22 protein-coding genes are annotated in these 23,695 nt (G+C 67.9%); 14 read left to right on the plus strand and 8 right to left on the minus strand.

Annotated elements, in window-relative coordinates:
• Positions 1-15: 15 nt before the first annotated feature.
• The 3 genes from HB681_RS32965 to adh all read right to left on the minus strand — a co-directional run bounded on the left by HB681_RS32965 (position 16) and on the right by adh (position 3,306).
• Positions 16-1,329 carry a DUF2325 domain-containing protein gene (locus tag HB681_RS32965; RefSeq protein ID WP_213959104.1) on the minus strand — a complete coding sequence of 438 codons (1,314 nt, stop codon included), beginning with the start codon at positions 1,327-1,329 and terminating at the stop codon, positions 16-18.
• Positions 1,330-1,411: 82 nt separating this feature from the next.
• Positions 1,412-1,783, minus strand: a complete 372-nt coding sequence (locus HB681_RS32970; RefSeq protein WP_213959105.1) for a DUF779 domain-containing protein — start codon at positions 1,781-1,783, stop codon at positions 1,412-1,414.
• A gap of 2 nt (positions 1,784-1,785) precedes the next feature.
• Positions 1,786-3,306, minus strand: a complete 1,521-nt coding sequence (adh, locus tag HB681_RS32975; protein WP_213959106.1) for an aldehyde dehydrogenase — start codon at positions 3,304-3,306, stop codon at positions 1,786-1,788.
• A gap of 225 nt (positions 3,307-3,531) precedes the next feature.
• Between adh and HB681_RS32980 the strand changes: the two genes are divergently transcribed.
• The gene (locus tag HB681_RS32980; protein WP_213959107.1) at positions 3,532-5,424 is read left to right on the plus strand and encodes a sigma-54-dependent Fis family transcriptional regulator; all 1,893 of its coding nucleotides are present in this window, start codon (positions 3,532-3,534) and stop codon (positions 5,422-5,424) included.
• A 160-nt stretch (positions 5,425-5,584) separates the two neighbouring features.
• Complete coding sequence (locus HB681_RS32985; RefSeq protein WP_256354609.1) at positions 5,585-5,923, plus strand: LysR family transcriptional regulator; 339 nt, start codon at positions 5,585-5,587, stop codon at positions 5,921-5,923.
• A gap of 55 nt (positions 5,924-5,978) precedes the next feature.
• Here the strand turns inward: HB681_RS32985 and msrB are convergent, their stop codons facing one another.
• Positions 5,979-6,482, minus strand: coding sequence for a peptide-methionine (R)-S-oxide reductase MsrB (gene msrB, locus HB681_RS32990; RefSeq protein ID WP_213959109.1), 504 nt, complete (start codon positions 6,480-6,482; stop codon positions 5,979-5,981).
• Positions 6,483-6,548: 66 nt separating this feature from the next.
• Between msrB and HB681_RS32995 the strand changes: the two genes are divergently transcribed.
• A complete protein-coding gene (locus HB681_RS32995; RefSeq protein ID WP_213959110.1) occupies positions 6,549-7,595 on the plus strand; it encodes an XdhC/CoxI family protein in 1,047 nt (348 codons plus the stop codon).
• 18 nt (positions 7,596-7,613) lie between these two features.
• Here HB681_RS32995 and HB681_RS33000 read toward each other — a convergent pair whose 3' ends face one another.
• Complete coding sequence (locus HB681_RS33000) at positions 7,614-8,597, minus strand: ABC transporter substrate-binding protein (RefSeq protein ID WP_213959111.1); 984 nt, start codon at positions 8,595-8,597, stop codon at positions 7,614-7,616.
• 178 nt (positions 8,598-8,775) lie between these two features.
• Between HB681_RS33000 and HB681_RS33005 the strand changes: the two genes are divergently transcribed.
• Together HB681_RS33005 and HB681_RS33010 are read left to right on the plus strand one after the other, a co-directional pair.
• Positions 8,776-10,071: an acetyl-CoA hydrolase/transferase C-terminal domain-containing protein gene (locus HB681_RS33005; RefSeq protein ID WP_213959112.1), complete on the plus strand. Its 1,296-nt coding sequence runs from the start codon at positions 8,776-8,778 to the stop codon at positions 10,069-10,071.
• Positions 10,072-10,210: 139 nt separating this feature from the next.
• Positions 10,211-10,930 (plus strand): Crp/Fnr family transcriptional regulator, encoded by a 720-nt coding sequence (locus HB681_RS33010; RefSeq protein WP_213959113.1) that lies wholly within the window; start codon positions 10,211-10,213, stop codon positions 10,928-10,930.
• Positions 10,931-10,944: 14 nt separating this feature from the next.
• Here the strand turns inward: HB681_RS33010 and HB681_RS33015 are convergent, their stop codons facing one another.
• A complete protein-coding gene (locus HB681_RS33015) occupies positions 10,945-14,880 on the minus strand; it encodes an AAA family ATPase (RefSeq protein ID WP_213959114.1) in 3,936 nt (1,311 codons plus the stop codon).
• A 171-nt stretch (positions 14,881-15,051) separates the two neighbouring features.
• Here HB681_RS33015 and HB681_RS33020 point away from each other — a divergent pair, with 171 nt between their 5' ends.
• The 4 genes from HB681_RS33020 to HB681_RS33035 all read left to right on the plus strand — a co-directional run bounded on the left by HB681_RS33020 (position 15,052) and on the right by HB681_RS33035 (position 16,917).
• The gene (locus tag HB681_RS33020) at positions 15,052-15,468 is read left to right on the plus strand and encodes a hypothetical protein (protein ID WP_256735195.1); all 417 of its coding nucleotides are present in this window, start codon (positions 15,052-15,054) and stop codon (positions 15,466-15,468) included.
• Positions 15,469-15,491: 23 nt separating this feature from the next.
• Entirely contained in the window at positions 15,492-16,298 is an 807-nt protein-coding gene (locus HB681_RS33025) for a hypothetical protein (protein WP_213959115.1), read from the plus strand.
• Positions 16,299-16,405: 107 nt separating this feature from the next.
• Entirely contained in the window at positions 16,406-16,696 is a 291-nt protein-coding gene (locus HB681_RS33030) for a hypothetical protein (protein WP_213959116.1), read from the plus strand.
• Entirely contained in the window at positions 16,693-16,917 is a 225-nt protein-coding gene (locus HB681_RS33035) for a hypothetical protein (RefSeq protein WP_213959117.1), read from the plus strand. Before HB681_RS33030 ends, HB681_RS33035 begins: the two co-directional genes overlap by 4 nt.
• 33 nt (positions 16,918-16,950) lie before the next feature.
• Here HB681_RS33035 and HB681_RS33040 read toward each other — a convergent pair whose 3' ends face one another.
• Positions 16,951-17,988 carry a zinc-dependent alcohol dehydrogenase family protein gene (locus tag HB681_RS33040; protein WP_213959118.1) on the minus strand — a complete coding sequence of 346 codons (1,038 nt, stop codon included), beginning with the start codon at positions 17,986-17,988 and terminating at the stop codon, positions 16,951-16,953.
• A gap of 209 nt (positions 17,989-18,197) precedes the next feature.
• Between HB681_RS33040 and HB681_RS33045 the strand changes: the two genes are divergently transcribed.
• Entirely contained in the window at positions 18,198-18,467 is a 270-nt protein-coding gene (locus HB681_RS33045; protein ID WP_213959119.1) for a hypothetical protein, read from the plus strand.
• Positions 18,442-18,690 carry a DUF1488 family protein gene (locus HB681_RS33050; protein WP_213959120.1) on the plus strand — a complete coding sequence of 83 codons (249 nt, stop codon included), beginning with the start codon at positions 18,442-18,444 and terminating at the stop codon, positions 18,688-18,690. The genes HB681_RS33045 and HB681_RS33050 overlap by 26 nt, the downstream gene beginning before the upstream one ends.
• 14 nt (positions 18,691-18,704) lie before the next feature.
• Here the strand turns inward: HB681_RS33050 and HB681_RS33055 are convergent, their stop codons facing one another.
• Entirely contained in the window at positions 18,705-19,718 is a 1,014-nt protein-coding gene (locus HB681_RS33055; RefSeq protein WP_213959121.1) for an AraC family transcriptional regulator, read from the minus strand.
• 207 nt (positions 19,719-19,925) lie between these two features.
• Here HB681_RS33055 and HB681_RS33060 point away from each other — a divergent pair, with 207 nt between their 5' ends.
• The 3 genes from HB681_RS33060 (at position 19,926) to HB681_RS33070 (ending at position 23,692) form a co-directional block, all read left to right on the plus strand.
• A complete protein-coding gene (locus tag HB681_RS33060; protein ID WP_213959122.1) occupies positions 19,926-21,374 on the plus strand; it encodes an FAD-binding oxidoreductase in 1,449 nt (482 codons plus the stop codon).
• A complete protein-coding gene (locus HB681_RS33065; protein ID WP_213959123.1) occupies positions 21,371-22,663 on the plus strand; it encodes a tetratricopeptide repeat protein in 1,293 nt (430 codons plus the stop codon). Before HB681_RS33060 ends, HB681_RS33065 begins: the two co-directional genes overlap by 4 nt.
• Before the next feature lie 81 nt (positions 22,664-22,744).
• Positions 22,745-23,692: a hypothetical protein gene (locus HB681_RS33070; RefSeq protein ID WP_213959124.1), complete on the plus strand. Its 948-nt coding sequence runs from the start codon at positions 22,745-22,747 to the stop codon at positions 23,690-23,692.
• The last annotated feature ends 3 nt before the right edge of the window (positions 23,693-23,695 follow it).

The following is a 23,695-nucleotide window of genomic DNA, read 5'->3' on the forward strand; positions in this document are numbered from 1 at the left end:
ACACCTTTTGAAGCCTCATCCATGCCGGAGACACATTCGGAAGGTGGGCCTGGCTGGCTCTTGTTCTTCCGCATGGGCGAGCAGCGCGGCGGCGAAGCAGGTCACGCTGGCCGTGCGCAGCGGCAGGAACGGCACCTCGTGCCGTGTGCAGAGCCGCTTCAGGTTGCCCGCCGAGTCGTGATCGACGCAGTCCACCGGAAAAGCAACCAGGTGCGCGCCGGCCAGGGCGCTCGCGAGCAGGCCCTTGCGGTCTTCCAGGCCGCCGTCGTGATGGACGAATTCGCCGCCTGAATCGGTCACCAGCTTGCGGATGGCCGGCGTCGAACTGGGCCGACCGCCGACATAGAGGACCCTGCGTCCCTGGATCGCCAGTCGCAGGCTCTCCGACGTGTCGTGTTCCGGTGCGGCGAGCGCCTGCAGGTGCGCCTCCGCGCCATGCAGTTCGCGGCCCAGCATGTCGATGTGGCGCCTTGCGCCTTCGAGTTCGGCCCGCAGCCGCTCCTCGCTGGCCGCACTGGCGGCCTGCTGCTGTTCCGCTGTGTCGCATCGCTGCATTTGCAATGCGCTGAACTGCCGTTCCACGGAGAGTTCGCGCTGCAGCGACTCGACGTCACCCGGTGGCTCCGCCGGCCGGACGCGGGCCACGCTGCTCTCCATCTTCAGCCCCTCGACATCGAGCCTCAGTTGCTGGTTCTCCTGCAGCAATTCGGCGATGCGCGCCTGCAGTCGTTCGGACTGCTCGCGCCAATCCGCGCATTCCTGCTCCAGCGTGGCCAGTCGGCGGATGTCGGCCCGGTTGGCGGCGCCGACGAGGTGCGACAGCATGTGCACGTCGCCGAAGGCGCGCTGCCGCAATTCGGCCGTGACATGGCGGTGCGACATCAGCGCCCAGTAGGCGCCGGCGATGGCGCCACCCTGCAGGGCCTGCTGCCAGAGCGCTTCCAGCGCATCGGCGTCCTTGGCTTTCTCGAAGCTGCGGATGACGGCCTCATGGCGCTTGTCCAGCGCTTTCGACAAGGCCTTGCCGCCGGCCGTCTGGCTGGCGATCGAGACGCCTTCGTGATGGATCTCGACATCCGACGCACGGGCCGCATCGATGTGGCCGTGCTTCGCGACGATCTTGCGCAGTTCCGCCGTGCTCAGGCAGGTGCCGATGACCGAGCAATGCACGTGCGGGTTGAGCTGTTGCACGCGCGAGCGTCCCCTGCTCTCGGCATCGATCTCGGCCGCGTCATCCTCGCAGCAGGCGACCTGGCGGTAGACATTGGGAACAGGTCCGGTCGCGAAGCCGGAAGAACGCGACAGGTTCAGCGCGAAGGGTGCGGACATGGATCGGACGCTCCATCGATACACGGAAGAATCGCGCAAGCTTGCCACTGGGTGGAGCCTGCGCGATATGTTTTGCCGGATATTACGATAACTCGGCCGATTCGAGTTGCTGCCACTCCTCGTCCGTGAAGAGCCGCGAGCGCGTGAGGAAGCGAAGCCCCTCCGGCCCCTCCAGCGAAAACATGCCGCCGCGCCCCGTCACCACGTCGATGATCAGCTGCGTGTGCTGCCAGTATTCGAACTGTGGCCCGCTGATGTAGAAGGGCGCGCCGTGGATCACGCCGAGCATCTTGTCATGGTCGCCGATGATGAACTCGCCCTGCGGGTAGCACATCGGCGCGCTGCCGTCGCAGCAGCCGCCGGACTGGTGGAACATGACGGGCCCGTGCTTGGCACGGACCACGTCGATGAGCGCCTCGGCCGCTGGCGTGCAGGTGACGCGGCGCAGATCCATGGTCAGAAGAACCCCATCGGCTGCTCGGAATAGCTCACCAGCAGGTTCTTGGTCTGCTGGTAGTGGTCGAGCATCATCTTGTGGTTCTCGCGGCCGATGCCGGACGCCTTGTAGCCGCCGAAGGCCGCGTGCGCCGGGTAGTGGTGGTAGCAGTTGGTCCAGACGCGGCCGGCCTGGATGCCTCGGCCCATGCGGAAGGCGCGGTTCGAGTCGCGGCTCCAGACGCCGGCGCCCAGGCCGTAGAGCGTGTCGTTGGCAATGGCCAGCGCTTCGTCCTCATCCTTGAAGGTGGTCACCGACACCACCGGGCCGAAGATCTCTTCCTGGAAGATGCGCATCTTGTTGTGGCCCTGGAACACGGTCGGCTTCACGTAGTAGCCGCCTTCCAGTTCGCCTTCGAGCTTGTTCCGCTCGCCGCCGGTCAGCGCCTTGGCGCCTTCCTGCTTGCCGATGTCGAGGTACGACAGGATCTTCTCGAGCTGCTCGTTGGAGGCCTGCGCGCCGATCATGGTGCTCATCTCCAGCGGGCTGCCCTGCTTGATGGCTTCGACGCGCTTGATCGCCTTTTCCATGAAGCGGTCGTAGATCGATTCGTGGATCAGCGCGCGCGAGGGGCAGGTGCAGACCTCGCCCTGGTTCAGCGCGAACATCGTGAAGCCTTCCAGCGCCTTGTCGAGGAAGCCGTCGTCCTTCGCCATCACGTCTTCGAAGAAGATGTTGGGCGACTTGCCGCCGAGTTCCAGCGTGACCGGGATGATGTTCTGGCTGGCGTATTGCATGATCAGTCGGCCGGTGGTTGTCTCGCCCGTGAACGCGATCTTGGCGATGCGGTTGCTGGACGCCAGCGGCTTGCCGGCCTCGAGCCCGAAGCCGTTCACCACGTTGATGACGCCCGGCGGCAGCAGGTCGCCGATCAATTCCATCAGCACGAGGATCGAAGCGGGAGTCTGCTCCGCCGGCTTCAGCACGACGCAGTTGCCCGCAGCGAGCGCAGGCGCGAGTTTCCACACCGCCATGAGGATCGGAAAGTTCCACGGAATGATCTGGCCCACGACGCCCAGAGGCTCATGGAAGTGGTACGCATAGGTCTGGCTGTCGATCTCGCTGATGCCGCCTTCCTGTGCGCGGATGCAGGAGGCGAAATAGCGGAAGTGGTCGACCGCCAGCGGCATGTCGGCCAGCGTCGTTTCTCGGATCGGCTTGCCGTTGTCCCAGGTCTCGGCCATCGCCAGCATGGGCAGGTTTTCTTCCATGCGCTGTGCGATCTTCATGAGGATGTTGGCGCGCTCTGTCGGCGAAGTGCGGCCCCATGCGTTCTTGGCGGCATGCGCGGCATCGAGCGCGCGGTCCACGTCTTCGGCCGTGGAGCGCGCGATCTCGCAGAAGACCTTGCCGGTGATCGGCGTCACGTTCTCGAAGTACTGGCCGCCGGCGGGGGCCACCCACTTGCCGCCGATGAAGTTGTCGTAGCGCTTCTTGAACGGCACTTCGGTGCCGAACTTGCCGGGTTCCAACATGTCCATGTTTCTCTCCAAACTGATGGTTGTGAGCGTCGCAGGTCGCGACCCTGGACGCAATGCAATGGCTGTACCGCTTCTTCTAGGGACTATCCCGGGCGTTGCTTCCCTGCGCACGGCGGGCAGTCGACCCTTGCGCGACGCGGGCTGTCGCAAACTGCGACACACGCTTGCGACATATCCATGCGAATATGTCGCGACGCGCGACAGCCGCGCAAACGGAGACAACCGATGCTGGAAGCCGCAGGAGCGATCCGCAGGACGCAACACGCCCGCGAACTCTTCTTCAACCAGGGTTTGGCGCCGACCGACTGGGTCGCGCCGCACATCTCGCGCTCGTGGGCGCGCTCGCGCGGCGCGGGCGTCTGGAACGCGGGGCCGGCGCCGATGAGCAGCGCGCAGTTGCGCGAGCATCGCGAATCCTCGCGCCTGCTGATCGAAAGCGCGCAGCCGGAACTCGATGCGCTCGCGGAGCATGCGATCGGGCAGGGTTGCGTGGTCATCGTGACGGATGCCAGCGGTGTGATCCTCGACGAGATCGGCAGCCCGGAGTTCCTGCCGAAGGCGCAGCGCGTGGCGCTGCTGCCGGGCGTCGAATGGTCGGAGCGGCAATGCGGCACGAATGCGATCGGCACGGTGCTGGTGGAGCGCCATCCGCTGGCCGTGCTGGGTGGCGAGCATTTCCTGGCGGGCAACGGCGGGCTCGGTTGCGCGGCGGCGCCGATCTTCAATGGCCGCGGCGAGATCGCAGGCGTGCTCGACATATCGGGCGATGCCGTTCGCATCGACGGGCACACGCTGGGGCTCGTGCGCATGGCCTCGCAGCAGATCGAGCACCGCATGATGCTGTCCCGATCCAGGGGCGACATCATTCGGCTGCACGCGAACGGGGCGTTGATCGGCAGCGCGCGCGAAGGCTTGCTGTACGTGGTGGACGGCCAGGTGGTCGCGGCCAATCGCGTCGCGCTGGCCCTGCTCGGGCATGAATGGAAGTCGGTGCTGGACCAGCCGGTCGAGCGCCTGCTGGGCAGCGCCTGGCCGGCCGCTGGCGGCCATGCAGAGAGCGTGAACCTGCCGGGTGGCGCGCGCATCGTGATGAGCCGGCAGCATGCGCTGGCACGCCGCAGCGTGGCACTGGCCGGCGCCGGCAGCGCAGCGCATGGGCCCCATGAGCCGGCACGCCGCGACATTGCAGACGACGACGCGGTGAGTACCGCTTTGCGGGCCGCAGTGAAGGTGCTGGATGCCGGCGTGCCGGTGCTGGTCACCGGCGAGACCGGCGTCGGCAAGGAGGTGTTCGCGCGGCGCCTGCATTCGGCCAGCCGCAGGCGCGGCGGGCCCATGGTCGTCGTCAACTGCGCGGCCTTGCCCGAGACGCTGATCGAGGCCGAGCTGTTCGGCTACGAGGAGGGCGCCTTTACCGGAGCGCGTCGCCAGGGCGCCGCCGGCCGCATCCGCGAGGCCCATGGCGGCACGCTCATGCTGGATGAGATCGGCGACATGCCGCTCATGCTGCAGACGCGCCTGCTGCGTGTGCTGGAGGACCGGGTCGTGACGCCGTTGGGCGCCGGGCGGCCGGTGCAGGTGGAGTTCCAGCTCGTCTGCGCCACCCATTGCGACCTGCCGGCCCTCAGCGCGACGGGCGCGTTCCGCGCCGACCTCATGTACCGCATCAACGGCTATGCGCTGCGCCTTCCGAGCCTTCGCGAGCGCACGGACAAGTCGCTGCTGATCCGCCGCCTGTTCGACGAGCTGGGTGGGAAGGCGGCGAAGCTGCGCTTGCAGGACGACGCGGCCGACGCCCTGGCACGGCAGCCGTGGCCAGGCAACATCCGCGAACTGGTGTCGGTGCTGCGGATCATGATTGCGCTGGCCGAGCCGGGGTCGGTGCTCGGGGTTGGCAGCGTGCCTTCGAATCGGGAGGCAGGCCTGTCGACCGGCGCTGCGCCGTTCGAGCCAGCGGTGGCGGACCCGGTGCGCCAGGTGCTGCAGTTGTCGGATGTGGAGGCGAGGGCGATCCATGCTGCGCTGGAGGCGGCCGGCGGCAATGTCGCGCGGGCTGCCAGCAGCCTGGGCTTGCACCGCAGCACCCTGTACAGGCACTTGCGCAGATTTCCCCTCTAGGCTCGGGCGGCAAGGTCGCGGTAACCTGCGGCCGAACAACTCCCACGATGCCGTCGAAATGCCCAGAGCCCCTGCGAAATCCGCGCCCGCCGCCGCCAAACCCCGGAAGACCGCCAGTCCTGCGAATTCGACGGAGGCCAGACCCAAGGTGCGCTTCCGCATGCGTATCACGACCGGCGACACCATCGCGATCGGCCCCGGCAAGATCCAGTTGCTCGAGGCGATCCTCGAGACCGGCTCGCTCACGGCGGGCGCCAAGGCCATCGACATGTCGTACCGGCGCGCCTGGCTCCTCATCAACGAGCTCAACAGCGCCCTGAAAAAGCCGGCAGTCGAATCCGGCAAGGGCGGCGAGCATGGCGGCGGCAGCGTCGTCACTGACGTGGGCTGCCGGCTGATCGAGCACTACCGCAACATCGAGACGACCGCGGCCGAGGCCTGCAAGGCGGAGATTCGCGCGTTGACGGGTCTGTTGGCGGCGGTGACATCGCTGGAATGACGTGCGCGATCGCTGGCCTCGCGTCGCTGGCCACCAAGACCGGGATGGCCGGCATTCAAGCCGCCGGCGCAGTCCCCGCCGTGAAAGCCAGCGCCAGCCCGTTCATGCAATAGCGCAGCCCCGTCGGCTTGGGCCCGTCGTCGAACACGTGTCCAAGGTGCCCGCCGCAGCGCCGGCACAGCACCTCGTCGCGGGTCATGCCGAAGGTGGTGTCGGTGGCCTTGACGACGGCGTTGTCGAGCGGCTTCCAGAAGCTGGGCCAGCCGGTGCCGCTGTCGAACTTGGTGGCGGACGAGAACAGCGGCAACTGGCAACCCGCGCAGGAGAACACGCCGGCGCGATGCTCCTTGTTCAGCGGGCTGGTGAAGGGCGTTTCCGTATCGGCCTGGCGCAGCACCGCGTATTGCTGCGGCGACAGGCGCTTCTTCCATTCGGCGTCGCTCAGCGTCAGCTCGAAAGTCGTCTTGGCGGCCCTCGCCGTTGCGCTGAGCATCAAGCCCGGCAACGCGGCCAGCGAAGATGCCGCGAGGGTGTTCAGGAATTGCCTGCGGTGGTACATACGAGAGTCTCCTGAGGTGGCATGGTCCGCGCTCCGGAACAACCTTGTAGCTGCAAAGGAATCGGCATGACGGACATCCATGGTGAAAAGGCGCGCGACCTGGCGGCGGCGGTGCTGGAACAGGTGCTGAAGTGGAAGGACGCCGGCGCCGGCGTGGTGCTGGCCACGGTGGTCAAGGCATGGTCCACCGCCCCGCGGCGCGCCGGCACGCAGATGGCCGTGCACGAGAACGGCACGCATTTCGGCACGCTGTTCGGCGCCAGCGTCGACACGCTGGTGGTGTCGGCCGCGCTGGGCGTGCTGGCCGAGGGCAAGGACACGATGGTGAAGGTGTCGGTGGACGACGCCACCGCCTCGGCCGCCGGCATGGCTTGCGGCGGCGGACTGGAGATCCGGCTGGAATGCATCGATGGCAGCAGGAAAGGCGGGCAGGGCGGCCAGGTCGAGGTGTTGCGCGAGGCGCTCGATGCGATGCGCAGCGGCCGCAGCGTGGTGCTGTGCACCGGGCTGTCCGACGGTCGCCGCTTGCTGATCTCGTCGGACGGTCCCGCGTCGGGCGCATGGGCGAGCGAGGCCCACAAGCGTGCGCGCATGGACGACACCGCCATCGCGCTCGTGGAAGGGGACGAGGTGCTGTTCCAGGTGTTCAACGCGCCCTTGCGGCTGTTCGTGGTGGGGGCGGTGCGTACGGCCCGGGCCTTGCGCGACGCGGCGCAACTGATCGGCTTCGAAGTGACCATCATCGAGCCGCGCGCCCATGCCGTGGGGCCGGAGGTCTCCGGGGCGAACATGCTGGTGGGCGACGTGGGCGCGACGATGCGGTCGCTGCGCCTGGACAGCCGCTGCGCGGTGGTGGTGCTGGCGCATGCGCCGGAGATCGACGACCCGGCGCTCATCGAAGCCGTGCGCAGCCATGTCTTCTACATCGGCGCGCTGGGCAGCCGCAAGTCGCATGCGGCGCGGCTGGCGCGGCTGGAGCAGGCCGGCGTGCTGGCCGATCAAGGCGCCAGGATCCATGGCCCGGCGGGCCTGGACATCGGCGCGATCGGGCCGGCAGAGATCGCCGCGTCGATCGTGGCGGAGATGGTGGCGGTGCTGCGCAAGACGCATTGACGGCGGCGGCCCGGCGATTCACAGCAACACGTCGGCACGCAGCAGCAGCGCCTGCCGCAGCGTCAACCCGATCGTCTTGGCGGTCTGGAGGTTGATGACCAGTTCGAAGGTCGTCGGCTGCTCCACCGGCAAATCCGCGGGATGCGCGCCACGCAGGATCTTGTCGACATAGCTCGCGGCCCGGTAGAACTGCTCAGCCAGGTTCGGGCCATAGCTCATCAACCCGCCGACCTGCACGGGCTCCCGCGACGAGAACAGCGTGGGCAGGCGTTGCTGGATCGCCAGTTCGGCAATGCGGCGCGCCTGCGAAAAGAACAGCCCGTCGCCGAGCACGATCACGGCTTGCGCGCGAGCTTGCCTGACCGCGTCGAAGGCCGCCTCGATCTGGCCGGCGTCCGCCGCTCGCAGCGGGAGCACTCGCACCGACGCCGGGGTGGCCGCCTGGATGCTCCGGAGGTAGTCGGGGTGGCCGGGATGCCCCGGGTTCATCAGCACGGCAACCGTCGAGAGGCTGGGTATCGCCTCGCGCAGGAACTCCAGGTACTTGCCGCTCAGGTCGGCGCCGACGCTGGACACCCCGGTCACGTTGCCGCCGGGTCGCGACAGGCTCCGGACGAAGCCGAACACGAGCGGATCGCCACTTGCCGCGAAGACGATGGGCACGGTGCTGGTGGCCTTGCGCATGGTCAGGATGGCGGCCGGCCCCGCGGCCACGATGAGGTCCGGCTTCTGCGCCAGCAGTGAAGCGGTGAGCCCGGGAAGGCGCTCGTAGGCGCTCTCGGCCCAGTGCGCATCGATGACGATGTCCCTGCCTTCCACCTGGCCGAGGTCGCGCAGGCCCGCGCGCAGCCGGTCCAGCCGGTTGCTGGAGGTGCTGGCCGAAGCGGTGTCCAGGTAGCCGATGCGCCGCGGCTTCGATGCCTGCCCTTGCGCGAGGGCGGCGCAGGGGGCGCAGGCGGCCCCGATGGCAAGCGTCAGGAGGATTCTTCGGAGCTTGTTCACGCCGCTGTTCCCGCTCTCCGACATGGAGTGGGCGAGTATGGGTCGATGCAGGCCTTTGCGCCAAATCAAACCCCGTGGAAGCACGACTGCGAGAGTGGCGGAAGCCGCCCTATATTCGACGCTTGCCGGCGGCAATGTCCCCGGCAATGTCCGCAACGGTCCACAAGGAGCAAACCGCATGTCGTTCGAGGCGCAGTACCAGGAAAAGCGGACTTCCGCCGCAGAGGCCGTGCGACAGGTGCGCGATGGCGATTTCATCATCGTGCCCACGGGCGTCGGCGAACCGCCGGCATTGCTCACTGCGCTGTCGGAGCAGCGCCTCGACTTCCGCGACGTGAAGGTCGCCCAGATCCTGGCCGTCCGCAAATACGCCTACATCGACCCGGAGACCACGCAGCATGTGCGGCACGTGGCCTTCTTCTACGGTGGCGCGACGCGTGCCGGTGGGCAGGCCGGCTGGATCGATTTCATCCCCAACTACTTTTCCGAGATTCCGCGCATGATCGAGCGCGGGCAGATCCCGGCCGACGTGGTGTTCAGCATGGCCTCGCCGATGGACGAGGACGGCTTTTTCTCGCTGAGCCTGGGCGCCGACTACACCATGGCCGGCGTGGCCCGGGCGCGGGCGGTGGTACTGGAGGTCAACCCGAACGTCCCCGTCGCCTTCGGTGACTGCCGCGTGCACGTCTCGAAGGTCGCGGCGCTGGTGGAGAGCAGCGATCCGGTGCTGGAGGTCGGCTTGCCGGTCATCGGCCCGGTGCAGCAGGCGATCGGCAAGTACGTCGCCGACCTGATCGACGATGGATCGACGCTGCAGATCGGCTACGGCGGGATTCCTGACGCGGTGGTCATGCAGTTGACGCACAAGCACGACCTCGGCATCCACACCGAGATGATCGGCGACGGCATCCTCTCGCTGGTGGAAAGCGGGGCCGTCACCAACAAGCGCAAGAACTACCTGCCGGGGAAGTCGATCGCGACTTTCGCGCTCGGCTCCGGCAAGCTCTACCGCTACATGCACCGCAACCCGGCGCTGGAGATGCATCCGGTGAACTTCACCAACGATCCGGCGCTGGCCGGGCTGAACGACAACCTGGTCTCCATCAACGCAACCTTGCAGATCGACCTGCTGGGGCAGTGCGGCTCCGAGAGCCTGGGGCTGTCGCCCTATTCGGGCACGGGCGGGCAGTCCGACTTCGTTCGTGCGGCCAATCGCTCGCGCGGCGGCAAGTCCTTCATCGTGCTGCCGTCGACGGCCAAGGGCGACACCATTTCGCGCATCGTCCCGGTGCTGTCGCCGGGCACGCACGTCAGCACCAGCAAGAACGACATCAGCTACGTGGTCACCGAATACGGCGTGGCCCAGTTGCGCGGGAAGTCCGCGAAGCAGCGTGCGCAGGAACTCATCGGCATTGCGCATCCGGCCTTCAGGGGCGAACTGACGGAACAGGCGCGGTCGCTGCGCATCCTCTGATCCGCCGCCCGGCGTGTGGGGACTGTCCGGTAGCGCACCAATGGGGGCACGAGATGCCTATACTGGCCTGAAGCGAGGGCGGCGTGGGGGCGCAAGCCCCGACTCGAGTCCAGTGCCTGCCTTGTTGCGGAGTTGCGCCATGCCCAAGTCCCCCGATCCCCTCCTCAATCGCCTGCTGGCCGCATTGCCTGATGCGGAGCGGAAGCGTTGGCTGCCTGACCTCGAACCGATCGACCTGCCGCTCGGTCAGGTGCTCTACGAATCGGGCCGGACGCTGAGCCACGTGTACTTTCCGACGACTGCCATCGTGTCCTTGCTGTACGTGATGGAGAACGGCGCCTCGGCCGAGATCGCGGTGGTGGGCAATGAAGGCATCGTGGGCATCTCGCTCTTCATGGGCGGCGAGTCGACGCCGAGCCGCGCGGTGGTGCAGAGCGCAGGGCGGGGCTTCCGGCTCAAGGCGGAACTCATGAAGGAAGAATTCAACCGCGCCGGCGCGGTGCTGCACCTGCTGCTGCGCTACACGCAGGCGCTGATCACCCAGATGGCGCAGACGGCGGTGTGCAACCGGCACCATTCGCTGGACCAGCAACTGTGCCGCTGGCTGCTGCTGAGCCTCGATCGCCTGCGGGGAAGCGAACTGGTGATGACGCAGGAGCTGATTGCCAACATGCTCGGCGTGCGGCGCGAAGGCGTGACGGAGGGTGCGCTCAAGCTCCAGCATGCGGGCCTGATCCGCTATGCGCGCGGCCACATCACGGTGCTGGACCGCAAGGGCCTGGAGCGGCGCACCTGCGAGTGCTATGCGGTGGTCAAGTCGGAGTACGACCGGCTGCTGCCGACGACCACCGCGATCTGATGACGACTTCGCAATCAAGCGGTCTGCGGCGCTCCGCCTTGTTCTGCGCCTGAAGCCGTATCCTGCAGGAGTCCGGCCGCCAGGAGCAGATCCGGCGTGTCGAATCCTTCGGTGAACCATCCGTGCGTCTCCGCCAGCAACTGGCGCGCCTGCGCGTGCCTGCCTTGCTGCCGCCAGAGCCGGGCCAGGCACACGGCGGCACGCAACTCCAGCGTCTTGGCGCCCTGGGCGCGGCTGATGGCCAGGGCGCGTTCGAATGCGGCCTCCGCGGCCGCCGCGTCGGGCGGCGTGAGCGCCAGCAGGCACAGGCCCCGGAGGCGATGGCGCTCGGCCGCGAACTGCAGGCTGCCGGTGCTGAGCTCATCGGCCTGCGCCTGGTCGAGCAGGCGCAGCGCTTCCGCGTGGAAGTTCAGGTGCATGTGAAGCTCGGCCATGTCGGCCATGCGCAGCGCCGAGTACGAAGGCGAGGCGGCGCTGAGGCGGGCCGCCAGTGCCGTGAGCGCCGCGAGCGCGTGTTGGTCCCGGTGGCCGTCCTGGAGGACCTGGGCCTTGCCCTGCAGGGCTTCGCCCGTCGCCATCCAGTGCAGCATGCCGTGCTGGCGCGCGAGCGCAATGGTCTCCCCGGCGAGGCGGATGGTCTCCGCATGCTTGTTGAGCCAGCGGCGCAACATGGTGGCGAACAGGAGGGCCATTGCCAAGGTCTTGGGATGCGCCATCGCGCGCGCCTGCTCCAGCATTCGCGCGCTGACCTGCTGCGCCTGGTCCGGGAAGCCCCGGAAGCAGAGTGACCACGACAGGTGCCCGGCGAAGGACACCGACAGGTCCTCGCCGAACAATTGAAGCATCAGGTGATGCTGGTCCGGGCGATACAGCGCGATGGCTTCCACCGCATGCGCGCCGGAGTCCGCGAAGTCGCCGAGCCAGAAGGTGGCCATCGCCGCCGCGTAGTGCGCCGCTTGCCGGGCGATCGGGTCGTCGCGGACCTTTTCCAGCAGGCGCATGGCGGCTTGCGGCACACCGCGGGGGCCGATGGTCGCCACGGCGTTGCGCAAGCGCGTCCATTCCGCGAGGAAGAGGTCGGGGCTGCCCGCCACCTGCGCGTGCAGCGCCGAGATCCGCGCGGTGACGCGGCCGATTTCTTCCGAGCCGTCGCCTTGCGTGGCATGGAGCGCGGGACAGAGCGCCACAAGGATCGAGAACTCGGCCTGGTCCCTTTTCGATGTCGCGGGCAGCGTCATCAGCGATTGCAGCGCGCGCTTGAAATGCGCGATGGCTTCCAGGTTGGCCGAGCCGGAGATGGCCCGGCGCCCCGCGCGGATCCAGTGCTCGATGGCTTGCGCATCGTCTCCCGCGCAGGAGAGGTGCTGCGCCAGCAATTCCGGCCGGGCTGCGACGCTGTCCGGCAGCTCGGCTTGCAGCACCTGCGCGATGCGTCGGTGCGCAGCCTGCCGGTCGGCCCGCGTCTGCGACTGGTAGGCCGCTTCCTGGACCAGCGCATGCTTGAACTGGAAGGTCGTGTCGTCGACCCTCGACACCAGGCCGGCATGGTTGAGTTGATCGAGATGGGCCGACAGCGCCTCGGGCTCGTCGGGCGACACCTTGCGCAGCAGGTCTGCGCTGAATTCGCGCCCGATGGTGGCGGCCAGTTGGGCGGCGTATCGCGCTGCGCCCAGGCGGTCCATGCGGGCCGCCAGCAGGTCATGCAGCGCGATCGGAATGGCGGCCCAGTCCTCTCGTGTGGCCGATTTCGCCAGCTCCTCCGCAAAGAGCGGCACGCCGTCGGCGCGTGCCGCGATGCCGCGGACCATTTCGGGCGAAAGTTGCGGGCTGACCGAGGCGATCAGTTGCGTCATCTCGGATTCCGCAAGGGGCGCGAGCGACAGCGCATGCGTTGCCACGGGCCCGGCGAATTCGGGGCGTGCTGTAAAGACCGACAGCAAGCCGCCGTCGCCCTTGCCCTGCGCGACCAGCATGGCCAGCAGCTCCAGCGTCGAAGGATCGGCCCAGTGCAGGTCCTCCACGATGAACAGCACACCCATGTGCGCCGTCGGCCCCCTCAGCATCGCCTGCAGAAGCCTGAAGGTCTGCTCCTTTTGCGATGGCCGTACGGGCGCGGGCGCGCGCTCGTCGGCGGGTGGGGGGAGTCCGAACAGGGCGGCGATGAGGGGGACGGCATCGGCGGTCCACGCGGGCCAGGCCGCGGACACATGCTGCGCCAGCTTGGCCGACTTCAGCTGGGGCGTATCGCCAGCGGCGAATCCCATCCTTTCCGCCAGCAGGACCAGCAGCGGATGAAAGGGCGATTGGCTGTACTCCGGAAAGCAGCGCAGCACGCGGACCGCATGCGCCTCGTCCGCCAGGCCTTGCCGGAAGGCATGCACCAGGCGGGACTTGCCGATGGCCGGCTCGCCTTGCAGCAGCACGGCATGGTTGGCGCCGTGGCGGGTCTCTTCCCACCATTGCGTCAGTTGCGCGAGCTCGGCCTGTCTCCCGACCAGCGGCGTCAGCGGCGTCGCCGCGTCCAGCCGTGTGCGGGCGCCGCTTTCCTTGTCGACCCTGAAGATGGCGATCGGCTGCGACGTGTCGGGCAACACCTGGCTGCCCAGGCCCGTGCAATCGAAGTAGCCGGCCACGATGCGGTGCGCTTCCCCGCTGATGGCGGCCTCGCCGGAGCCGATGAGGCGCCGCAACTGGATGGCGACGGCGGATGTCTTGCCCACCGCATCGGGCAAAGAAGGATCGCCATCGGTCAGGATCAAGCCGGTGTGGACGCCGGCGCGGATCTTGATGCCGTCGATCGCTTCCTGCACCAGGGCCAGGGCGGCGCGCACGGCGCGCACCGCGCTGTCCTCCCGGGATTGCGGATAGCCGAAGTAGGCCAGCAGTCCGCCGCCATGCATGGGCAGGACATGCCCGGAGAAGCTCCGCAGGATCTCGGTGCAACGGGCGCGCGGCGCGAGCATGCGCTCCATCGCGTCGTCGGCATCGTCGACGCCTGATATCGCGAGTTCGCAGAAGAGCACGGTGACCTGGCGACGCTCGGCATGCGGCGCTGTGGGCGTTGGCGTTTGCGTTGGCGGCCGCTGTGGTGCGGTCGGCAACGCGGCCGCGGCGTGCGCCAGTTCATCGTTGCGGATGCGTTCGGCCAGTGCCTGCGTTTCCGGGCCGGGGGCGATGCCCAGTTCGTCTTGCAGCAGTCGAGCGCAAGCATCGAACTGCCGCAGCGCCGAGCCGTTTTGCCCCAGCAGGGCATGCAGGCGCATCGCACGGCGGTGGGCGGCTTCGTCCCAGGGCTCCAGCGCCACGTGGCGCAGCGCGAATGGCAGGGCCTTGCCAGGGTTGCCGGCGGACTCGTGGAAGCCTGCCAAGTGTTCCAGGAGTGCCAGTGCGCGACGGTGCATGACGCCGCGCTGGACGTGCAGCCAGTCTTCGAAGGCAGGGCAATCCGCAAGGTAGAAGCCCGCCATGAATTCACCGCGGTAGAGCGCGACGAGGCGCTCGTCGCGCTGGTGCGCCGCGTCGTCGCCGGGCGGCGAGCCCGTGTCGTTGAACGCGACTGCGTCGATGCGGGGGCTCTCGAGCCGATGCGTCGTGGTCATCCCGCCCTGATCCGCTGAGGTGTGGCCGAGCATGAAGCGGATGGTGCTGCGGCTGGTGGAGAACAAGGCCGGGCCGGCGGGCGTTTCCAGCACGCGACGCAAGTCCGACAAGGTCCGGCGCAGGTTGCCTCGTGCGGTGACCGGATCGTTGCCGCTCCAGAACAGTTCGGCCAGCAGTTCGCGCTTGTGGTCTTGCGCATGTCCCATCGCGAGATAGGCGAGCAGCCCGCGCATCTTGTCGTACGACATCCCGGCCACGGGATGGCCGTCCAGGGCACAGCGGAATCCCCCCAGCAAGTCGATCTGGAGGCCGCGCCCTGCAGGACTCGCGGACGGCTTCAGGTCGGCCAACGTGACATGTTCATGGGAGGGCGCGAGCGCGCGAACGATGGGCGAACGATCGCGCCCTAAGGTGAGCCGGGTTCATGCAACAACCTTTCGGGGAAAGCCATGAGCAGGTGCGTTGGCGAAAGCCTGCGCGGAGTCTGCCACCGCTTCATTGCCTTGTCCTTTGATTTTCAAATGATGTTCCCACTGTCCCGGCGATCCGAGCGCATCGGATGCTTTGCGGCGGGTGCGCTGCTGGCGGGCGTCGTGCTTGCCTTCGCGCCGCACGGGCCTTCCTCCCCGCCGGCCGGGCCTGCGCGGCCAGCGCATGCCGCCAGGCCGATACCACGCGTGCTCGCTGCCCAATCGCGGCTGGACGTGCTGCGCAACGAGGCGGCGAGCGGCGACGAACTCTCGAACCGTGAACTGTCGATCGCCCTGCTCGACCGGTACGAGCAGACGGGCGACACGGACGATCTCTACGAGGCAGTGATCTGGATCGATCGGCGATGGGAAGCGGCCGGCAAGGCAGAACTGATCGCGCGCGTCGTTGCGCACCATTGCGGGCAGCGCGTGCTGCGATGGCACTGGCTGTGTTTGCCGGGCGAATGATGCTCGCATGCAAGGGAGGCTGAATGGATTTGCCACGCTTCGCATCGGTGCTGATGGCCAGCCTCTTCGCTGCGGGCGCGGCACGTGCCGACGTGGAGTGCCGCCCGCTCAGGCAGGCCGTGAAGGAAAGCTCGCGCGCCGGCTACACGGGCTTTCTCTATGCGAACGAGATCGCCAGCACGGGCGGAACGTCGAAGGGCATTGCAACGCGCAGCGCGGGTGCTTCGCAGGTGCGCGTCAAGCTCGAGTCGCTGGTCGACATGTCGCTCGACGCCGGGGCGCATGCAGAGGAAGCGGTCGAGCGTGGGGTCATCCGGTCCGGCGCCGAGCCGCAATTCGTCGCGCAGGTCCGGCAGCACCTGCATGCAAGCCTGCTGCGCGAGAACGCGATCGCAGCGTGGCTGGTAGTGCTGGTTCATCGGAAGACTGGCGAGGGCGTCGTCTGGGTGCGCAGGTACGAGTTTCCCCGCGACGGGCTCGCGGGCGTGATGAACGGCGCCGAGCAGCTTTGCGTTCGCGCGCGGCTCGCTCAGGCATCCCGCTGGCCGCTCGGGCAACCCGCGACATCGCTGGCGTTGCTTGGCCGTCGTGAGCAGCCTGACTGCGGGGCCGCCGCTGCCGCTGGCGTCGACTGCGCGGGTCTCGGCAGCCAACTCGAGCGGGCCGCGTCGGAAGGCGAGTCGGTCGTCGCGACGGCGAGAAGCGGCCCGGTGCTGTGGGTCTACACGCGCAACCCCGGCACCGGCAGAGGGCGGGCGCTGAACGTGGATGCCGCCGGCACGACGCTGGTCGACACCTGGCTTTTCAATGTCGAGGCGCCGACGCAGTAGCGCTCACCGCAGTTCCGGTCGGGTTGCGCCGGCATGCGAACGATGCGCGAACGGTCGCGCCCTAGCCTGAGGCTCGTTCAAGCAACAGCCCCACGGGCAAGGCCTTCATGAAGCGCCATACCGATGCAGATACCGATCCAGGTCGCACGCGCGAGTTCGAACTGCTGTGGCTGCTGCTCCTGCTGGCTTTCGCGCTCGCCTCCTTGTCCGACTTGCTCTGCGCGCCAGTCTGGCCCTCGATCACCGAGGTGCCGACGGCCGCGGAGGCTGAAGGCGACGCAAGGCAAGGCGCGTTCATCGAGCCGTGGATTCCCTCGATGCCGGACGCCCCGCTTCCGCAGCAGGCGCAATGGGCGGATCGGCCCGCCGAGCCACCGCCCGTCGGGAGGCACGGATGACGCGGGTTGCGGCTTTCCTGTATCGCCGCTTCCAGGGCATTCCGGCAAGACAGCGGCAGCATGGCCTGCGCATCCTGACCTTCGCGGTAGCGGTGTGGGCCTGCGTTGCAGGGGTCGCGTTGTTCACTTTTCGGGGCAAGACGAACGGTGAGCGCGAATCCGTTGCGCGAGTTGAGCGAGTGACGGTCGCACCGGAGGCCGGGCTCAGAGCCGGTGAATGAATCGGACGTGCATGGCCGATCTGTTCACCCGTTTCATGTCTCGATGATGACCTTCAGCGCCCGCGTGCCAGCGGCGTTGCCGAAGGTGTCGTAGGCCTCCAGGATGTCGGCGAACTTGAAGTGGTGAGTGATCAGTTGCCGCGCGTTGATGCGCTTCGACAGCAAGGTCTTCAGCAGCATCGGAATCGACAGCGTGTCCACGAGCCGCGTCGTGATCGTGATGTTGTGCGACCACAGCTTCTGCAGCTTCAGGTCGACCCCGCAGCCGTGCACGCCGACATTGGCGATCGTGCCGCCGGCGGCCACGATGTCCTGGCACAACTCGAAGGTAGCGGGAATGCCGACCGCTTCGATGGCGGTGTCCACGCCGCGTCCGCCGGTGAGCTTCATCACCTGCTGCGCCGCGTCGCCGGCGGCGCTGTTCACCGTCGCCGTCGCGCCGAAGCGCTTGCCCACGGCGAGCCGGTTGTCGTCCAGGTCGACCATGATGATCTCTGCCGGCGAATAGAACTGCGCGGTGAGCAGGGCGGCCAGCCCGATCGGCCCGGAGCCGACGATGGCCACCGTGTCGCCGGGCTTGACCTTGCCGTTGAGCACGCCGCATTCGAAGCCCGTCGGCAGGATGTCGCTGAGCATGACCAGGGCTTCTTCATCGGCGCCTTCGGGTATCGGGTAGAGGCTGGTGTCGGCCCACGGAATACGCACGAACTCGGCCTGCGTCCCGTCGATGCTGTTGCCCAGGATCCAGCCGCCCGTCGTGCAGTGCGAGTACATGCCCGTGCGGCATTGCTCGCAGCGCCCGCAGGCGCTGATGCACGAGATCAGCACCCGGTCCCCCGGATTGAACGTGCTCACGCCGGCTCCGACTGAGTCGACGACGCCCACGCCCTCATGGCCGAGCACGGTGCCGGGCCGGCAGCTTGCCACGTCGCCCTTGAGGATGTGCAGGTCCGTGCCGCAGATCGTCGTTCGCGTGATGCGAACGATGGCGTCCGTGGGCTTGAGCAGCGCGGGCATCGGCCGTTCTTCCACGGCCTTCTGGCCGGGACCGTTGTAGACGAGGGCCTGCATGGTGGACCGCTTCCCGAGGGGAACTGCCCCGGAGGTGGGGAGCGCGTGGGGCGGGACAAGGGTTTGCTGGTTCATGGGTTGGTCCTGGGTGGTCTTTCACCCGCTTTGTAGGCTCGTTGCGGCGCGGGCTCTGTGCGCTGCCGTACCGACCTTGGGGTGGTGAAGCCCTATAACCGGCTCTTCGGGTTCTACCGAACCGGAAGGACACCATGGACCACGACAGCGATTCAATTCGCCTCCGTTATCACGGATGGGATGTACGAAGCAACCTCATGCAGAGTTCCCTCGACGGCATGGTTGCGGCCGGCGCGATGCTTTACTTCGACGAGGCCTGCAAATGCCACCTCGTCTCGTGCCGGCAATTTGCCAATGCCGGCGTCGCCATCCAGGCCATCCAGCTCAAGGCCACGCAGTGGATCGATGCCCGCGAAGCAACGGCGGAGGAAGTCGCGCATGTCGAACCCACCTTTCTTTCATGAAGCCTCCGGCACCGTTCGATTCTGGATCCTGATCGACGGCGTGCACGTGGGGGCCAGCATCGGCAAGGAGGTGCTGCACTACCACTACCGGCCCACGGCGGCCGATGACAACCCCATGGAGACCTATGAGCTTCACGCCGAGGAGATCGATGCGGCGGTGCGCAAGCGCGTCGCTGGGGGCTCCACGGAGCCCGTGATGCTCCGGGAGTACGACCTGAGCTAGGGAGAGATGGGAGACTACTGCGACGCGGCGGCGTCCCGCTCGCGTCGCCACTGGCCGGGCGGCTTGCCGACCACGCGCTTGAACGCACGAGCGAACGCCGCCTCCGAGTCGTAGCCGACATCCAGCGCGATGGCCGCGACGGTGGCGCGCGTCTCCAGCAGCTTGCGCGCCGCGGCCTGCATGCGCCACTGCGCCAGGTACTGCATCGGCGCGACGCCCACCAGTTGCACGAAGCGGTCGTGCAACGCCGAACGCGACAGGCCGGCATGACGGCCGAGTTCCTCGACGGTCCACTCCTTCGCCGGTTGCTCGTGCATCACCGCGAGCGCGCGACCGACGAAGCGATCGCGCAAGCCCGCCAGCCATCCGGCGCTCTGTGCCGGCAGGCTGTCCGCATAGCGACGCACCGCATCGACGAACATCATCTCGCTCATGCGTGCCAGCATGGCCTCGCCGCCGGGGCGTTGCGCGTGTGACTCGGCCACGGCCTGCTGCGTGAACTTCGCGATCCAGGCCCCGTCCTCGCTCGCGCGCAGGTGCAGCATGCGGGGTAGCGCGTCGATCAGCGGGTTGAAGGGTTGCAAGTCCAGTCCGAGGAAGCCGCAGACGATGTTCACGTCGGCATCCGGGTTGGGCGCTTCCGCTGGCGGCAGCAGGACGTTGTTGCCGTTGTAGGCCACGCGCAGCGGCAACCGGCCCGCGGCCTCGGTACCGGGGAACCAGCTGAAGTCGCCGTCGCCGCGCATGCCCGGTGCGCTCGACACCACGTGCGCATCGCCGTGCGGAAACATCACGACGTCGCCCGCCCGCAGCTGCACCGAAGGCCCGCCGGGGATGCTGGCCCAGCAAGTGCCTTGGGCGACCGCGTGGTATTCGATGACGTGGTCGACACCGCGCATCAGCATCGGTGCGAGTTCCTTCGCGGACGGGGCTTCGGCGGCCCAGTCGCTGCTGCCGCTGATGTTGAAGAACACGGCGCCGCGCAGGCGCACGCCACGCAGCACGTCGGACAGCGTGTCCTGGCTCATGCGTGCATCAACGCCGCGGCGTTTCGATCAAGTCGCGCGGACATCCGATCAAGCCGGCGCGCCGCGTTCGCACAACGAAAGATGCGCAATCAAGTGCGGTGGACGCGCGGTGAAGCGCGCAGGCGGGCGAAGCAAAAAAATGATTGCACCCGTCGAGAACCCAACGCGGTGGCTTGTTCTTCAACACCTTCATCACAGGAGCACCTCATGCAATCTCTCACTTACCTTACGCTGGACAAGGATGTCCGGCAAGTGCAGCCGCAACACGTCGACGCTTTCGCCGCGCAGGTCAGCGGCGGGGTGTTGACGGCTGCGGACGCGGCCTACGACGAGGCGCGCAGGATCTGGAACGGCACCATCGATCGTCGCCCGGCGTTGATCGCGCGGTGCATGAACGACAGCGACGTGCAGGCCGGCGTGCGCTTTGCAGCGGCGCACCGCATGCTGGTGAGCGTACGCGGCGGCGGCCACCACATCGCGGGCAACGCGGTGGCGGAGGGTGGGCTGATGCTCGACATGTCGGGCATGCGTACCGTCGACATCGATGTGGCGAAGCGCACGGCGCGCGTCGCGGCCGGCGCCTTGCTCGGCGATTTCGACAGCGCGGCGCAGGCGCACGGGCTGGCCACGCCGCTCGGCATCAACTCCACCACCGGCGTGGCGGGGCTCACGCTCGGCGGCGGCTTCGGCTGGCTGACGCGTCGCTACGGCATGAGCATCGACAACCTGCTGAGCGCGACCGTGGTGACCGCCGACGGCGCGCTGCGCGTGGCATCGGCGACTTCGCAGCCCGATCTGTTCTGGGCGCTGCGCGGTGGCGGCGGCAACTTCGGCGTGGTGACGTCGTTCGAGTTCCAGCTCCATCCCGTGGGGCCGGAGGTCTACAGCGGCCTGGTGGTCTATTCGTTCGCGCAAGCCCGCCAGGTGCTGCGCGCATGGCGCGATTTCAATGCCGAGGCGCCCGATGAGCTGAGCGTGTGGGCCGTGCTGCGCAAGGCGCCGCCGCTGCCCTTCCTGCCCGAGTCGGTGCATGGCAAGGAGGTGGTGGTGCTGCCGCTGGTCTACAGCGGCAGCGTCGGGGAGGGCGAGCGCGCTGCGGCGCCGGTGATGAAGTTCGGCGACCCGGTGGGCGTTGCTGTCGGCCCCACGCCCTATGCCGGCTTCCAGACCGCGTTCGACCCGCTGCTGGCGGCGGGTGGTCGCAACTATTGGAAGTCGAACAACTTCAGCAAGATGAGCGATGCGGCGCTCGATGCCGTCATCTGGTCGGCCGCCTTCCTGCCCGGGCCGGAGTGCGAGATCTTCATCGCACAGCTTGGCGGCGCGATGGCGCGCGTGAAGCCCACCGCCACGGCCTTTGCCGGCCGCGATGCGCACTACATCATGAACGTGCACGGCCGCTGGTCTGATCCGCAGGACGACGACAAGGTGCGCGCCTGGGCCCGCCGCGCCTTCGAGGAGGCCGCACCGCACGCCACCGGCAGCGGCTACGTCAACTTCCTGACGGAGGACGAGGCAGAGCGCGTGAGCATGAGCTACGGCGTCAACTACGAGCGCCTGCAGGAGATCAAGAAGCGCTTCGACCCGGACAACCTGTTCCGCATGAACCTCAACATCGCGCCGGCGGCGCCTCCACATCGGCGGGTGGCGATATGAGCACCAGCGGACTGGACTCTCGCGGCTGCCGCATCACCGGCGCCACGTCCGCGAGCCTCATCGCCTTCGAACGCGCGCTCGCCGCCTTCCAGAACTGGCGCGCCGGCGCCGATGCGGAAGTCGACATCGCCCTGCACGAGGCGCCGGACTTCGTGATGGCCCATGTGCTGCGCGCCTGGCTGTTCCTGTGCAGCCGCGATCCGCAGCGTGTGCGGCTGGCTCGACCGCTCTTCGCGATCGCGGCCGGCTTGCCGTCCACCCTGCGCGAACAGCGGCACCTGACCGCCATCGCCGCCGTGCTGGGCGACGACTACGAAGGCGCGAAGTCCGCGCTCGGCGCGCTGTTGAAGCTGCACCCGCGCGATGTGCTGGCCCTGCAGGTGGCGCACGCGCTGGACCATGTCACCGGCGACCTGGCCGCGATGCGCGAGCGCGTGTCCGCCGCGCTGCCGCACTGGTCGTATTCCATGCCCGGCTATCACGCGGTGCTGGCCATGCATGCCTTCGCCCTGGAGGAGTGCGGCGAGTACGGGCGTGCCGAGGACGCGGCCCATGCCGCGTTGAATGCCAATGCCTTGAACGCACGCGCGCACCATGCCCTGGCGCATGTCTTCGAGATGACCGACCGGTTCGACGAGGGCGTGCAGTGGCTGAACGGCCACGTCGACGCCTGGGGAAAGGACACCGTGGTCGCGACGCATTGCCAGTGGCACCTCGCGCTGTTCCACCTTGCGCGCGGCGAATGCGACGCGGCATTGGCGCTGTATGACCGGCACATGGGCGCAGGGCAGTCCAGCGACATCGCGGACCTGATCGACGGCGCGGCACTGCTGTGGCGCGTCGGGCTGGCGGGTGGCGATCCGGGCGCGCGCTGGGTCGAACTCGCGCAGGCATGGGCGCCGCGCATCGACGATGGTTTCTGCAGCTTCAACGACCTGCACGCAGCGCTCGCGTTCGTCGGTGCGCGCGACTGGGACAGCGCCAGGCGACTGGAGCAATCGCTGGCGCGTGCACAACAGTTGCCCACGCGGCACGGCGAGACCACGCGGCAACTCGGGCTCGCGTCATGCCGCGCCATGATCGCATTCGGCGCGGGCAACGACGCGCTGGCGATCACGCTGCTGGCCAGCCTGCCCCTGATGGCGCATCGGCTCGGTGGCAGCCATGCGCAGCGCGATGTGCTGCACCTGACGCTGCAGAGAGCCATCGATCGCATGCGGCGACCGGCGCGCAGGCTGCATCGCGTCGGACCGGCAACGATGCCTGGTGCGCCCGAGGCACTTGCGTGACTTCGCTTGTCCGGCTGGGGCCATAGAATTTTTGCGACGCCATCTGCCAGATCCCTTCGACCCAGCCGGACCCACCCACCCATGAGCCAAGCTTTCACCGAATCCCCGTTCCTCTGCGGCCACCTGCGCCAGCCCCGCCAGATGCTGGCCGACCAGCGCTACGACGGCCACAAGTCCATCCACGACGACGCCATGGCCGAGGGGCTGGGCCTGCGCGCGGGACCGATCGAAGGACCGACGCATTTCAGCCAGTTCGATCCGCTGCTCTACAAGGTGTTCGGCCAGGCCTGGTTCGAAACGGGCTGCATCAGCGCGCACTACCAGAACATGGTGGTGGAGGGCGAGGAGGTGCGCGCCTTCGTCGAATCGACGCCGTCGCAAGCACGCTTCGTCCGCATCTGGGCCGAGAAGCACGACGGCACGCCGGTGCTCACGGGCTCGGCTTCGGTCGGCGACGCGAATGGCCTGCCGCACGAGATCCAGCAACGCATCGCCAAGCTGCGGCCAGCCACGGGGCTGGTCATCAACCGCGACCTCAAGGTAGGGCAGCGCGGCGCGGCCGTCGAGAAGATCCGCATGGGTTTCGACGACCACATGGGCGACCACTATCCGTTCACGCTCGCCGACAAGCTGAAGGTCATCACCGAGCCCTGCGCCTGGTATTCACGCGAGACCGGAAGCCAGTCGCCCTGGGGCCGGCCGATCATCCCGATGGAGATGATCAGCGTGCTGCTCGGCGCAACCTCCGCCGAGGCCGGGCTGAGCGGGCGCAAGCCGGCCGTCGGGCTGTTCGCGGGCCAGGAGATCCGCCTGCTGAAGGGGCCGCTGTTCGTTGACCAGGCCTACGAGCTGGAGCGCGAGATCATCGCGCTGAGCGAGAGTGCGCGCACCGAATCGGTCTGGATCCGTACGAGGGTCTTCGAGGCGGGCTCGCGCGAGGCGGTGGCGGAGATGATCCTCAATGGGGCGGTGATGAAGGCGTCGTATCCGGCGTATGAGGAAGAGGCTCGCGCGCTGGGGCTGTCGTAAGTG

Origin of the sequence: Variovorax sp. dw_954, assembly GCF_018449755.1 — a bacterium.
Lineage (GTDB): Bacteria > Pseudomonadota > Gammaproteobacteria > Burkholderiales > Burkholderiaceae_C > Variovorax.